A 12,927-nucleotide genomic window follows, 5' to 3' on the forward strand; every position below is an offset into this window, starting at 1 on the left:
CTTTTCAGTTTTTTATAATTAAAAAGCTCCGGAATTTTTTCCGGAGCTTTGCTTTTTTATTGAGTTAGAGCTTTTTTAATCCTGTTCGTCCAGGAGGTGCCCGAAATAATCTTTTTTAGTCTGAAGATATCCCCGGCTAGAATCATTAGCTGGAATCTGCAGAGGAATTCTTGAATTCAAATTAATAGTACTCTGTTCCACGAATTTTACCTTTTCAGGATTGTTAGTCAGAAGATTAATGTTTTCTACGTTTAGAATTTTAAGAATTTCAACGGCAACCGAAAAATTTCTGTCATCTGCAGGCAATCCTAATTTCAGATTAGCTTCTACAGTGTCAAAACCTTGTTCCTGAAGAGAGTAAGCTTTCAGTTTGTTGATAATTCCTATATTACGACCTTCCTGCCTCAGGTAAACAATGATACCACCATTTTCGTGCATGTACTTCATTGCCGCATCAAGTTGCTGTCCGCATTCGCATTTTTGAGAGTGAAAAACTTCGCCGGTTATACATTCAGAATGAAAACGGACATTGACTGGTTTTGAAAAATCTGTATTTTCTGCGATGATGGCCATGTGTGGCATCCAGTCTGTAGATTCTGCAGAAAAAGCTATCATTCGGAAATTCCCGTGATCGGTTGGGACATTAGCTTCCGCCTGAATTTTAATCATTGAGTAATTGTTATTTTTTACTGTTTATTGAATCTTCAATAAATGTAACATTTGTTTTTAATCTTACCAAATATCTGTTCAGAACCTCATCTTCATCTTTTTTTAGATATTTTCTGAGCTTCTGGATTTTTTTGTAAGATTTTTCTAGATTTTTAAAAGTCTTGTTTTTTCCGGAAACGTTTCCTGCATCAATAGCGTACAGGTAATTCTGTAAAGTATATTTCAGAGTATTTATTTCCTCATTTACTGCAGTATTTTTGAATTTAGGAAAACTAGAAATTAAATTGGTGATTTCAGCAGCATTTACATTTTCACTAATATTGATAGAAATACTGCTGATTCCCGCTTCATTCTCTGCTTTTTTTGCATCGCTGTAAAAACTGGTAGACAGGGGAGAAACGTTGGGTTTTTCTGTAGCGCAGGAAGTAATAGTTAATATGAGTAATCCGAAAAAATATTGTCGTTTCATTTTTGCTCCTTTTGATAAAGGATTGGGTTAAGACTTTCATCATTGTACATTTTCATCTGTTTGTACACTTTCATCTTAACATCACCGTTTTCAATATCAGTAAGCAATTGGCTTATCGAGGTAGATAAATCCTGCTTCTGATCTAAAAGTACATCTAATTTTTTTTGACAATTAAAACGATGCTCTTCAGAAGCCGATTCTCTGTTGGCTTCCAATGACATATGGTAAACTTTGAGCGCAAGTATAGATAATCTGTCGACTGCCCATGCAGGAGTTTCAGTATTTATTTTTGCGTCAGTTTTTGGAGTAATATGGTTATATTTATCTAGAAACCAACTGTCTATATACTCTACCAGATCTGTTCTCTGTTGATTAGAAGCATCAATTCTTCTTTTCAGTTTAAGAGCTTCCACCGGATCTATATTTTCATCTCTTATAATATCTTCAAAATGCCATTGAACGGTATCAATCCAGTTTTTAGCATACAAAATTCGTTCCAAACTGTCAGTTGGGAAAGCGTTATTTATTGGGGTATCAACATTGTCTAAAACGTGGTAGTCTTCAATTGATGTATTGAAGACTTTCCATGCAGTTTCGGTAAAACTCATACTTTTCTAAGAATTAGTTGCCTGTATTATTTGTTGTTGAAGATTGATTGTCGGTTTTTGGAGCCGGCTTATCTTCTTCTTTTACAGCATCTTTAAATTCTTTGATCCCAGAGCCCATACCTCTCATCAGTTCCGGAATTTTTTTTCCGCCAAAAAGAAGGAGAAGGATAATCGCAACGATCAAAATGTGTTGCCAAGATAATGACAGTATTGTAAGTGTGTACATTTTAAAAAATTTTTACAAAGTTAATATTTTTAATTTGAAACCCAACCTAATGGATCTACCGGTGTGTCTCCTCTCCAAATCTGGAAGTCTAAGGTAAAAGTACCGTCAAAATCCTGAGCTACAGTACCAACGGTTGTTCCAGCTGAAACCTGCTGCCCTTTAGAAACTGTGTTGCTACTTAGGTTTGAATAAATAGAGAAATAATCTCCATGTTTTATTAAAACTGTTTTCGTGCCATCCGCAGCTGGCATCACCTGCGATACCACACCAGGAAAAACGGCTTTTGCGTTAGTTCCTTTTGCTACAGAGATTTTAATTCCGTTGTTTTCTTCAACAATATTTTTAAATACTGGATGTGGCTGTCTTCCAAAACGGTGGGTAATTGTACCGTAAGCAGGCATTGCCAATCTTCCTTTATTTGCAGCGAAATTATTTCCTGCCGATGTAGAAACTCCATAATTTGTCATGGCTTTTGTTTCTGCAGCTTTTTTATCTTCGCCTGTTCTCTTTTCTAATGCTGCCTCAGCTGCCCTTGCGGCTGCTAACTTCGCAGTAGCTTCTCTCGATCTTAATGCAGCTTCATCTGAAGCTTTTTTAGCAGCGATTTTTCTGGCTTCATCTTTAGCGCTAGCTTCATTTTTTGCTGCTTCTTCATTACGTTTTCTTTCATCTTCAGCTCTTTTAGCTGCAAATTCTGCAGCCTTTTTAGCTTCAGCTTCAGCTAATTTTCTTTCTCTTTCAAGGGCCTCTGCTCTTGCTTTATTTTCAGCGTCAATTCTAGCTTTTTCTCTCTCAGCAGCTATTTTAGCCAAACGAATTTTTTCTGCTTCAGCTTTTCTTCGAGATTCCTCTTCAGCCTTAGCTTTTCTGATTTCCTCTGCAATGATCGATCTAATCTGTCCTTCAAGGGCTTTAGACTGTGTTTGTTTCTGTCTTAATTCTCCGGCAAGTTTGGTTTCGTTCTTTTTAAACTCATTTACTAACTGCTCCTTCTGCGCTCTTTCAGCACTAATTGTTGTAAGATCTTTCTGCTGATTAACCAACAAGTTATCTTTTTCGATCGCAGATTTTCGTTTCTTATCTACAGATTTTTTTAACTCTACTGCAGCGTTGGTAATTTCAGCTGCTTTTTTATCCTGGTAGTCAGAATACTGTTTGAGATACTGAACCCTTCTTAAAGCTTCTCCAAAACCTTTGGAAGAGAGAATAAATGTAACTTTATTCTGTACTCCTTTGTTCTTGTACGCATTGACCAAGACCTGAGCGTAGTTTTTTCTTAACACAGACAGCTCACGGTTTTGTCTGTTGATTTCGAGCTGACGAAGATAAATTTCGTCTTCTATAAATCTTTTTTCTTTCTGAGTGTTATTATAAACCTTTTCTCTTAAGGCCAGCTTCTGATTAACACTTGTGAGATAAGAAATTGAAAGTTTAGATTCATTTCTTGTTTTTGCTAAATCAGAATTTATTTTTGCAATTTGTTTTTTAAGCTCGGCATTTTGTTGCTGTAACTGCTCTTTCTTTTGCCCAAAGTGCAACGAGAACAGCAAAATTCCTATTAAAAAGCTAAATTTTTTAATCATTTAATCTCAATTTTCTTATAATTGGCTGGAACTGAATAAGGTGTTTCCATTTTAGTGAAGCCAAATTTCGTGTTTTCTAGCACAATCTGACTCGTTTTTGAACCTTTTATAATTATTTTAACATTTTGTGGCAATCTGAGATTATTGTCGAAGCTCTCCCATTGATCATATACGATTTCTACAGCATCATCGGATTTCACATCCTGCAATTTAACGTAAATTAAATCATAATCGTTAGAATAACGCATATTGAGTTTATATTCTCGCTCAACTCCGTTGGTTACTATTTTTTGTTTAGTGATCGATGAGAGCTGATATCCATCTTCATTTTTTTTGATCTCAGAGTTTCTGTTACTAACTAAAAGAAACGTCCTTCCTAATAAGATTTTTTCTAAAGTTTTATAATCAATGAAATTAATATTGAGTAAATTATTTAAATATTCGAAATCAGAATCTATGTAATTTTTATTGTATTTATCAACGGCTTTAATACCTTCAGGTGTTATAATGGCTCTCGCAGCATTGAAAAAAAGAAAATTAATGTTTGACCATATTTTTTTGTCGCTTTCAATGTAGATCGTTGCATCCAAGGGGCTTACCCTGAGATTATCTGCGGTAATTTTGCTGTTGATTTTCATCTGATTAAATTCCGGATGTATATAGATATTTTCGTAAAAAGTCAATCGGTCTGAAATGTTTTTTCCATCATCTGTTTTATCCTGATCACCTGCGTTTTCTATTTTGATACTGTCATTGTCAGAAGCGTTTTGCATCGCATTTTTTCTGGTTTTACAGGATAGTATAACCGTAGTGACCAGCAATAACGAGATCCATTTTTTCATAAATTCTTTTATATATACTTTACAATATTAACGCCAAACCACACAAAACATTTTGTGTGGTCTGAAGTCAGTTTATTTGTTAATGCAATTAATCTTTATTAAGGAAATCCAAAACAGAGTAATCTCCCAGTGAAATTTCTCTTGCCACACCAAAATACTGTGCAGAATTTCCAATCATTGAGTTGGAGAGATTTCCGTGATTGATCTTTGTATTTTCCTGAATTAATGAGTTTTCAATATTTGAATTGATAATCACCGTATTATTTCCAACAGAAACTCCCGGGCCGATTTTCGAATTCATAATCTTTACATTTTCACCTATAAAGCATGGTGGAATGATTAATGAATTTTCTACAACAGCAGTTGATGCGAAATGAGACATTTCTTCGGTTTCGTACGCAAGGATTTTGCAATTGGTTTCTACCGTAGCATTTTTATTTCCGCAGTCCATCCAGTCATTTACTTGTCCGGAACTGAATTTTGCTCCTTTGGCTTTTAGGTTTTCAAGTGCGAGCGTCAATTGATATTCCCCACCATTTTTGATGTCATTTGAGATGATGTAATTAATTTCATCCATCAATTTCTCAGCACTGTTGAAATAGTAGATACCAATAATCGCTAAATCCGAAACAAAAGTTTCCGGTTTTTCAATAAAATCTGTAATAAAACCTTTTTCATCTAACTTTACAACCCCAAAAGCAGATGGATCTTCAACGCTTTTTACCCAGATAACACCATCGGACTCTTTATCTAAAACGAAATCTGCACGAAACAGTGTATCAGCAAATGCGACAACAACATTTCCTTGCATAGATTCTTCAGCACATTTTATAGCATGAGCAGTTCCAAGAGGCTCCAATTGATGATAAATACTTCCTTTCGCGCCTAATCTTTCTGCGATCTGCAACAATGATTTTTCTACCTCATCACCGAAATCACCAATAATAAAAGCAACTTCCTCTATTTCCTCTCCGGCAACTTTAGCAATATCTTCTACCAGTCTCTGAACAATTGGTTTTCCTGCAATAGGAATCAATGGTTTTGGAACTGTTAAAGTATGTGGACGTAATCTGGAACCACGCCCAGCCATTGGAACAATAATTTTCATATATAGTTTAATTAAATTATGATTTTCTAAGAATTTTATTGATCATCGTTCTTTCGTTGTAGACTAAAAATGCGATGAACAGTATAAACATTCCGTTTCCTATTAAGTAATTGTGTCTGAAACAATAAAACGAAATCATGGAAATAGCGATCGATAATACCAAATATACTGCGATCTTTTTTATGTTGTAATGAATGGGATATTGTATTTTCCCCCAAATATAGGAGATTATCATCATACTTGTGTAAGTAATTAAAGCTGCAAAGGCACTTGCCCAATATCCGTAAACAGGAATAAAAGTAAAGTTAATGAATATCGTAATTGCCGCTCCAATCAGTGAAATGTATAAGCCAACTCTTGTCTGATCTGATAACTTGTACCAGATTGAAAGATTGAGATAAATTCCTAAAAATAAAGCTCCGAGCATGACGAAAGGAATAATTTCAATTCCTTCAAAATAGAGTGGGTTTTTTAAATATTTTTCTGAAATCCACTGCAGATTAACCATCAATCCGATGTAGATTAAACAGTTGCAGATGACAAAAACATCCATTAAAACAGCATACGTTTTGTGATTGCTCTTGTCTTTGAAACTTGAGAAAAAATACGGTTCGATTCCAAGTTGATAAGCCTGTCGAAAGACCGTAATAAACGTTGCGATCTTATAAACTGCACCATAGACTCCAATCTGATGTTTGGCTTCTTCTTTGGGAAGTAAGTATTTTAAAAACTGTCGGTCCAGTGTCTGATTAATAATTCCAGCCAATCCAGCAATCATGACCGGCCATGAGTAACTCATTATTCTTTTCCAAAGTTTAAAATCAAATCTCCGGATGCTGAAATTCACAAATTCTTTTCCTACAATTGCTAATGTGATGATGCTCTGTACCAAATTGGCAATGAAAACATATCCGACCCCGATTCCGGGATCATATTTAAGTCCAAAAATGCCTTCGGGATAATGAGGAAGCCATTTGATGAAAAAGACAACCAAGAAATAATATACTAATGATCCTATTACTTTAGAAAGCATGTATGTTACCGGTTTTCCTTCTAATCTCAAAACGGCTGAAGGAATGGTTGCAAATGCATCAAAAGATAGTATAAAAAGGAAAATTACAAGATAGTTAACCTGATCCGGTGTTTCAAAGGCGTTGGCAAGATCCTGTCTGAAGACGTAGCCTAAGATAAGATAAATAAAACCGATCCCTAAAATGCTGAGTGCCGAAGTAGAAACTAAAGTTTTTTTATCTATATCACCTTCCTGAGCAAAACGGAAAAAGGAAGTTTCCATTCCGTGGGTAAGAAAAACGGTAATAACTCCCGCAATAGAATACCAATCCACAAAAGGTGAGGATGCAGAAGGTCCGAATGCCTTGGTAACGATTGGTGCAATAAGGAAAGGGAAGATCCTCACCAATACTGAACTCAAACCATAAACAGCGGTTTGCCCTAATAATTTCTTGTACAAATTAATTTTTTTAAAGTGCAAATGTAAATATTAGAATTCACAATTTTCTGATTGATGTCTAAAAATCATTGTTGAAAATATTAAATTTGTGCAATACAAATCTTTATTTCTAAAAAATAAAAATGAAAATTCTTATAAAAAATGTAAAAATCGTTAACGAAGGACAGATTGTCGAAAGCGATATTCTTATTGAAAATGATTTGATTTCTAAAATAGAAGCTCATATTTCTGAGGAAGCAGATCAGATCATCGATGGTTCAGGAAAATATCTTCTGCCGGGCGTCATTGATGATCAGGTTCATTTCCGCGATCCGGGTTTGACTCATAAAGGTGATATCGAAACCGAATCAAGAGCTGCAATTGCCGGTGGAATTACAAGCTTTATCGACCAGCCCAATACAGTGCCTAATGCGGTGACTCAGGAGTTATTGGCTGATAAATATGAAATTGGCTCTCAAAAAGCTTATGCCAACTACGGCTTCATGATGGGAGGAACTAATGATAATTTAGATGAAGTTTTAAAAACAAATCCAAGAAATGTTCCCGGAATTAAACTGTTTTTAGGTTCTTCCACAGGAAATATGTTGGTCGACAATCCTGAAACTCTGGAAAATATTTTCAGCAATACCAAAATGCTGATCGCTGTTCATTGCGAAGATGAAGCAACAATTAAAGCAAATACTCAAAAATATGTTGATCAATACGGCGAAGATATTCCAGTAAAATTTCACCATTTGATCAGAAGTGAGGAAGCCTGTTATACATCTTCTTCAAAAGCAGTTGAGCTGGCTAAAAAAACAGGGGCAAGACTTCATGTATTTCATTTGTCAACTGCAAAAGAAATGGAACTGTTCACAAATGAGATTCCTTTAAAAGATAAAAAAATCACAGCAGAAGTCTGTGTCCATCACTTGACTTTCACTAACGAAGACTACGGTACAAAAGGCGGATTGATCAAATGGAATCCGGCAGTAAAAACTCAAAAAGATAAAGATGGACTTTGGGAAGCGCTTTTAGATGACAGAATAGATGTGATTGCAACAGATCATGCACCTCATACATGGGAAGAAAAGCAGAATGTGTATACAAAATGTCCGTCAGGGGCACCTTTAGTTCAGCATTCTTTAGTGGTGATGTTGGAAAATTACATCAACGGGAAAATTTCTTTGGAAAAGATCGTTGAAAAAATGGCTCACAATCCTGCAATTCTTTTCAGAGTTGAAAAAAGAGGTTTTGTGAGAGAAGGGTACAAAGCTGATTTGGTTTTGGTTGATTTAAATGAAAACTGGACGGTCGCCAAAGAAAATATTCTGTACAAGTGTGGCTGGAGTCCTTTAGAAGGGACGAATTTTCACTCTAAAGTCACGCATACTTTTGTTAATGGAAATCTAGTGTACGACAACGGAAAAATTAACGAAGAAAAATTCGGGGAGCGATTGCTTTTTGAAGTTCAGGAATAAATTATTACGAAATAAATTAATAATAGGAACGGGCTTTAGCCCGTTTTATTATTTTAAGAATTAATCTTGTCTTTAGCCAAAATTTAAATCTCGCTGATTGTGCAGATGAAGCAGATTTTAAACATATCTATCCACAAAATTTGCTCAATCCGCGAGAGTAAATTATCTAACAATCATCAAAAATTAATCAATCACAATACTTTCAATCCCTTTTTCCAAAGCATTTTCCATTACTCCCGGAATCGATAAACCTTCTGCGCGGAAAACGCTCACGTCGGTAACTCCATAAAATCCAAAAACATTTTTCACATAAGGAACATTGGAGTCGTAAGCCTGATACGGACCTTCAGAATAAATGTTACCTGAAGAAAATGCAATATATAATTTCTTGTTTTTCAGCAATCCTTCAGGACCTTTTTCGCTGTACTGAAAAGTATAGCCTGCTCTTGACGTATAATCAAAATAGGCGCGGAGAGTTGCAGGAACGGAAAAGTTATACATCGGAGATTCAATAATGATAATGTCAGCTTCCTGTAATTCTGAAATTAATCCTTCGGAATACTGGTTGATAGTTTCCTGTTCAGGCGAGCGGCTTTCTGCTGGTGTAAAGAAGGAATTGATATGAACGTCTTCCAAAAGCGGAACCAGATTTTTTGTCAAATCGCGTTCTTTAACCACGCTATCAGGATATTTCTCCTGAATCTTTTCAAGAACAGAATTTCCTAATTTTCTACTGGCTGACACTTCTATTCTCGGACTTGAGATAATGTGCAAAATTTGTTTCATTTTTTTAAATTTTAAATTCTCTGACAAAATTATGTACATTTGCTTGTGAAAAGTTAGTAGTGAACAAAAGGTTAGTAGTAACCTTTATATTAGTTATAAATTTAAAATAATGGAAAAATGTACTGATTTTGAAGAGCCTTTTACAGCTCAACGGTGTTCTCAAAGTCTTTCGTCGGTTGAAGATGCACTTTATGTGATCGGTGGCAAATGGAAGCTGAAGATCATTATTGCTTTGCAGGAACATGGAAATATCCGGTTTAATGAGCTTCAAAGAATTGTTGCCGGAATATCTGCAAGGGTACTTTCGAACGAGTTGAAAGATTTGGAATTAAATGGTTTTGTTAAAAGAATTGTTCACGCTGAGCAAACTCCCGTCGTAGTCGAATATATTTCAACTGATTACAGCAAAACTCTGAAAACCGTTATCATGTCACTTTCCGAATGGGGAAGGACACACAAACGTAATATCAGAGAAGATGTGTTTTAGAATTTAAGCTGAAAACAGTTTTTAAAGGAAAAAATAGGCGACATCTGCAAGAGATTTCCTGTCCTATATTTGTTTTTTCGAAGGAATCTCAACAGAGCAGACATCTAATTTAGATTCTTTCAGAATGACAGACTGTATGTTTATTTTTTAGGTTTAGCACTCATGTGAAAAATCAATTTTCCGCCATTCATAATCTCTGAATGTTTTAAAGTAAAATTCTTAATTTCTTTTCCATTCAAAATAATTTTCTCAACATATACATTTTTTGGACTTTGGTTGATGACTTCAATTTCAAAAGTTTTCCCGTTTTCTAAATTTAAAACTGCGTTGTCAATTGCAGGACTTCCAATCGCATAATCTTCCGAACCTGGAGCGACAGGATAAAAGCCAAGTGAACTCAAAATATACCATGCACTCATTTGGCCGGCATCATCGTTTCCGCCTAATCCATCGGGAGTAGCTTTATACTGCATTTCTAAAATTCGTCTGATCTGTGCCTGTGTTTTCCATGGTTGTCCCGCCCAATTATAAAAATAGGCAACATGGTGAGCAGGCTCGTTGCCGTGTACATAACCACCAATTATTCCTTCTCTCGTAATATCTTCAGTATCTGCGAAAAATTCATCGGGTAAATGCATCGTAAATAATTCGTCCAGTTTTGAAGCAAATTTTTTCTTTCCGCCCATCTGTTGAATCAACTCATCAGGATTTTGTGGAACGAAGAAACTGTAATTCCAAGAATTTCCTTCGATGAAACCCTGTCCATGAGTACTGAGCGCATTAAAATCTTTTTTAAAACTTCCGTCAGCCAGACGTGGGCGCATAAATCCTACAGTTTTATCAAAATTATTTTTCCAGTTGCCTGAACGTTTGATAAATTGACTGTAAATTTCGGTTTCTCCTAAATGTTTTGCCAATTGAGCAATGGCCCAGTCATCATAAGCATATTCCAAAGTATTGGAAACCGAAGTTCCACTTTTCTCCGCGGGAATAAATCCTTTGTCAATGTACAATCCGATTCCTTCGTAATCTCTTTTGTTGGCAGTTTCTACACAGGCCAGCAGCGCTGCTTTTGCATCTCCGTTATAATTACCTTTAATAATTGCATCTGCAACCACGCTTACACCGTGATATCCGCTCATACACCAATTATCATTTGCATAATGTGACCAAATAGGTAACATTTTCATCGAAAACTGATTATAATGTGCCATCATTGATTTCACCATGTCATTATTTCTTTTCGGCTGAATGATATTAAAAAATGGGTGAAGTGCACGGTAAGTGTCCCAAATTGAGAATGTGGTGTAATTGGTGAAACCTTCCGCTTTATGAACGTTTTGATCTAAACCTTTAAACTCTCCGTTGACGTCTGTGTAAGTTGTCGGGCTGATAAAAGTGTGATACATTGCGGTGTAAAAATTTGTTTTTTCAGTTTCAGATCCTTTTACGACAATTTTATTTAATTCTTTGTTCCAGATTTCCTGAGTCTGTGTTCTTACTTGGTCAAAAGATAAATTGCCGGTTTCGGTTTCCAGATTTTCTAAGGCATTGGTCTGACTTACCGGTGAAATAGCGAGTTTTACTTCAATCGTTTCGTTTTCAGCGGTGTCAAAATCAAAATACATTTTCAGATTTTTTCCTGCGATCTCGGGAAAGTTTTTTGTTTGGTCAAATTTTCTCCAGAATCCATTGTAAAACTGTTTCCCGTCATAATTTTTCTGACCGTAAGATTTAAAAGGCTTTGAAAATTTCATTGCAAAATAAACTGTTCTGGTTCTTGCCCAACCGTTGGTCTGCCGGTATCCTGTAATGGTGTTTCCGTTTTCTACACGAACATACGTCCAAACGTTTTTACCATCATAATTGTAAATTCCTGCCATTAAATCTAAAATAATGTGCGCCTGATCTGATTTTGGAAAAGTGTAACGGTGAACGCCAACTCTTGTTGTCGCCGTAAGTTCCGCTAAAATATTGTGGTCATCGAGTTTCACTTTGTAATATCCAGCCTCCGCTTTTTCATTTTGGTGCGAGAATCTACTTCTGTATCCACTTTCAGGATTGGAAGCTGTTCCTGGATTCAACTGCAATTTTCCCACGGTCGGCATCACAAGAAAATCACCTAGATCTGAATGTCCTGTTCCGCTGAAGTGTGTAGAGCTGAAGCCTACAATTGTTTTGTCTTCGTATCGGTAACCCGCACAATATTTATAGACTTCACCATTATATTTTCCGTTCAGTTCATAAGAAATGGTATCTGTTTCTGGGCTCAACTGAATGGCTCCGAAAGGGGCAGTTGCTCCGGGATACGTATGTCCCATTTTTTCGGTACCGATTAGAGGGTTGACGTATTGCACTAATTTTTCAGACTGTTGAGCTTTACCGTTTAAACTGAAAAATATTGCAATGATCAAAAATGAAATTCCCGGGTTCTTCATGAAGGATAGATTTTGAAAACGATAAATTTAATCAAAATCAAAAGATATTTGTTGATCAGAAAATTTTAATAAAAGATTATTGTGAAATCTGTTTATTTCTCAGAAAACCGAAAACCAATTCCATGGATGTTTTCAATGACGATATTTTCCTCATTTGCAAATACTTTACGCAATCGGGAAATGAAAACATCCAGACTTCTTCCCATAAAATAATCATCATCTCCCCAGATGGCTTTCAGAATATCCTGTCTTTTTAAGACTGAATTTTTATGACGGATGAAGTATAAGAGCAGTTCAGATTCTCTCTGAGTAAGTGTTGTTGTATTTCCGGAGTCCTGCAGAGTGTAATTTTTAGGATCGAAATGATATTTTCCGATTTTATATTTTGGTGATGAGGATTCTGTTTTTTTAGAACGTTTTAAGAATACTTCAATTTTCAGAATCAGTTCTTCAATGCTGAAAGGTTTTACCAAGTAATCATCGGCTCCGATTTTTAAGCCTTTAATTCTATCTTCTTTTAAAGCTTTAGCAGAAATAAAGATAATGGGAATTTCTGTGTTTTTACTGCGGATTTTTTCAGCAAGATCAAAACCATTCATTTCGGGCATCATAATGTCTAAAAGGCAAATGTCGAAATTTTTACAGTCAAAGGCTTCAAGTGCAGATTTTCCGTCACCATAATGTTCAATTTCATAATATGCTTCAAGGCTGTCCTGAATAAGAAAAGCGATTGTTTTATCATCTTCGGCATATAAAATTTTAGATTTTTCCATTATTTAC

General features: G+C 35.6%; 13 protein-coding genes. 2 read left to right on the forward strand and 11 right to left on the reverse strand.

All coding sequences use genetic code 11. From position 1 onward, the window contains the following. Nucleotides 1-75: 75 nt before the first annotated feature. The 8 genes from ribA to OMO38_RS14480 form a co-directional block, all read right to left on the reverse strand. Nucleotides 76-669, reverse strand: coding sequence for a GTP cyclohydrolase II (gene ribA / locus OMO38_RS14445; protein ID WP_264750900.1), 594 nt, complete (start codon nt 667-669; stop codon nt 76-78). Nucleotides 670-679: 10 nt separating this feature from the next. After that, nucleotides 680-1,138: a hypothetical protein gene (locus OMO38_RS14450; protein WP_264750901.1), complete on the reverse strand. Its 459-nt coding sequence runs from the start codon at nt 1,136-1,138 to the stop codon at nt 680-682. Further along, nucleotides 1,135-1,746 carry a DUF4254 domain-containing protein gene (locus tag OMO38_RS14455; protein ID WP_264750902.1) on the reverse strand — a complete coding sequence of 204 codons (612 nt, stop codon included), beginning with the start codon at nt 1,744-1,746 and terminating at the stop codon, nt 1,135-1,137. The genes OMO38_RS14450 and OMO38_RS14455 overlap by 4 nt, the downstream gene beginning before the upstream one ends. A 13-nt stretch (nt 1,747-1,759) precedes the next feature. Next, nucleotides 1,760-1,972 (reverse strand): twin-arginine translocase TatA/TatE family subunit, encoded by a 213-nt coding sequence (locus OMO38_RS14460; protein WP_264750903.1) that lies wholly within the window; start codon nt 1,970-1,972, stop codon nt 1,760-1,762. A 29-nt stretch (nt 1,973-2,001) separates the two neighbouring features. Next, nucleotides 2,002-3,555: a peptidoglycan DD-metalloendopeptidase family protein gene (locus OMO38_RS14465; protein WP_264750904.1), complete on the reverse strand. Its 1,554-nt coding sequence runs from the start codon at nt 3,553-3,555 to the stop codon at nt 2,002-2,004. Then, nucleotides 3,552-4,397, reverse strand: a complete 846-nt coding sequence (locus OMO38_RS14470; RefSeq protein ID WP_264750905.1) for a DUF4292 domain-containing protein — start codon at nt 4,395-4,397, stop codon at nt 3,552-3,554. Before OMO38_RS14470 ends, OMO38_RS14465 begins: the two co-directional genes overlap by 4 nt. A gap of 88 nt (nt 4,398-4,485) precedes the next feature. Then, complete coding sequence (locus OMO38_RS14475) at nt 4,486-5,505, reverse strand: sugar phosphate nucleotidyltransferase (RefSeq protein WP_264750906.1); 1,020 nt, start codon at nt 5,503-5,505, stop codon at nt 4,486-4,488. A 16-nt stretch (nt 5,506-5,521) separates the two neighbouring features. Continuing rightward, nucleotides 5,522-6,976, reverse strand: coding sequence for a lipopolysaccharide biosynthesis protein (locus OMO38_RS14480; protein ID WP_264750907.1), 1,455 nt, complete (start codon nt 6,974-6,976; stop codon nt 5,522-5,524). A 122-nt stretch (nt 6,977-7,098) separates the two neighbouring features. Between OMO38_RS14480 and OMO38_RS14485 the strand changes: the two genes are divergently transcribed. Next, nucleotides 7,099-8,436: a dihydroorotase gene (locus tag OMO38_RS14485; protein ID WP_264750908.1), complete on the forward strand. Its 1,338-nt coding sequence runs from the start codon at nt 7,099-7,101 to the stop codon at nt 8,434-8,436. Between the two features lie 183 nt (nt 8,437-8,619). On the opposite strand, the gene OMO38_RS14490 is transcribed toward OMO38_RS14485, so the two are convergent. Then, entirely contained in the window at nt 8,620-9,222 is a 603-nt protein-coding gene (locus tag OMO38_RS14490) for an FMN-dependent NADH-azoreductase (RefSeq protein ID WP_264750909.1), read from the reverse strand. Between the two features lie 109 nt (nt 9,223-9,331). Here OMO38_RS14490 and OMO38_RS14495 point away from each other — a divergent pair, with 109 nt between their 5' ends. After that, nucleotides 9,332-9,709, forward strand: a complete 378-nt coding sequence (locus OMO38_RS14495; protein ID WP_264750910.1) for a winged helix-turn-helix transcriptional regulator — start codon at nt 9,332-9,334, stop codon at nt 9,707-9,709. Nucleotides 9,710-9,849: 140 nt separating this feature from the next. On the opposite strand, the gene OMO38_RS14500 is transcribed toward OMO38_RS14495, so the two are convergent. Together OMO38_RS14500 and OMO38_RS14505 are read right to left on the reverse strand one after the other, a co-directional pair. Beyond that, entirely contained in the window at nt 9,850-12,147 is a 2,298-nt protein-coding gene (locus tag OMO38_RS14500; protein WP_264750911.1) for a GH92 family glycosyl hydrolase, read from the reverse strand. 92 nt (nt 12,148-12,239) lie between these two features. Next, entirely contained in the window at nt 12,240-12,920 is a 681-nt protein-coding gene (locus OMO38_RS14505) for a response regulator transcription factor (protein ID WP_264750912.1), read from the reverse strand. Nucleotides 12,921-12,927 lie beyond the last annotated feature (7 nt).

This window comes from Chryseobacterium kimseyorum (assembly GCF_025971945.1).
GTDB classification, from domain to species: domain Bacteria; phylum Bacteroidota; class Bacteroidia; order Flavobacteriales; family Weeksellaceae; genus Chryseobacterium; species Chryseobacterium kimseyorum.

Excerpts from the sequence above, each read along its gene's own strand:
- ribA (WP_264750900.1), bottom strand. The coding sequence starts at position 669 with ATGATTAAAATTCAGGCGGAAGCTAATGTCCCAACCGATCACGGGAAT.
- OMO38_RS14450 (WP_264750901.1), bottom strand. The coding sequence starts at position 1,138 with ATGAAACGACAATATTTTTTCGGATTACTCATATTAACTATTACTTCC.
- OMO38_RS14455 (WP_264750902.1), bottom strand. The coding sequence starts at position 1,746 with ATGAGTTTTACCGAAACTGCATGGAAAGTCTTCAATACATCAATTGAA.
- OMO38_RS14460 (WP_264750903.1), bottom strand. The coding sequence starts at position 1,972 with ATGTACACACTTACAATACTGTCATTATCTTGGCAACACATTTTGATC.
- OMO38_RS14465 (WP_264750904.1), bottom strand. The coding sequence starts at position 3,555 with ATGATTAAAAAATTTAGCTTTTTAATAGGAATTTTGCTGTTCTCGTTG.
- OMO38_RS14470 (WP_264750905.1), bottom strand. The coding sequence starts at position 4,397 with ATGAAAAAATGGATCTCGTTATTGCTGGTCACTACGGTTATACTATCC.
- OMO38_RS14475 (WP_264750906.1), bottom strand. The coding sequence starts at position 5,505 with ATGAAAATTATTGTTCCAATGGCTGGGCGTGGTTCCAGATTACGTCCA.
- OMO38_RS14485 (WP_264750908.1), top strand. The coding sequence starts at position 7,099 with ATGAAAATTCTTATAAAAAATGTAAAAATCGTTAACGAAGGACAGATT.
- OMO38_RS14490 (WP_264750909.1), bottom strand. The coding sequence starts at position 9,222 with ATGAAACAAATTTTGCACATTATCTCAAGTCCGAGAATAGAAGTGTCA.
- OMO38_RS14495 (WP_264750910.1), top strand. The coding sequence starts at position 9,332 with ATGGAAAAATGTACTGATTTTGAAGAGCCTTTTACAGCTCAACGGTGT.
- OMO38_RS14500 (WP_264750911.1), bottom strand. The coding sequence starts at position 12,147 with ATGAAGAACCCGGGAATTTCATTTTTGATCATTGCAATATTTTTCAGT.
- OMO38_RS14505 (WP_264750912.1), bottom strand. The coding sequence starts at position 12,920 with ATGGAAAAATCTAAAATTTTATATGCCGAAGATGATAAAACAATCGCT.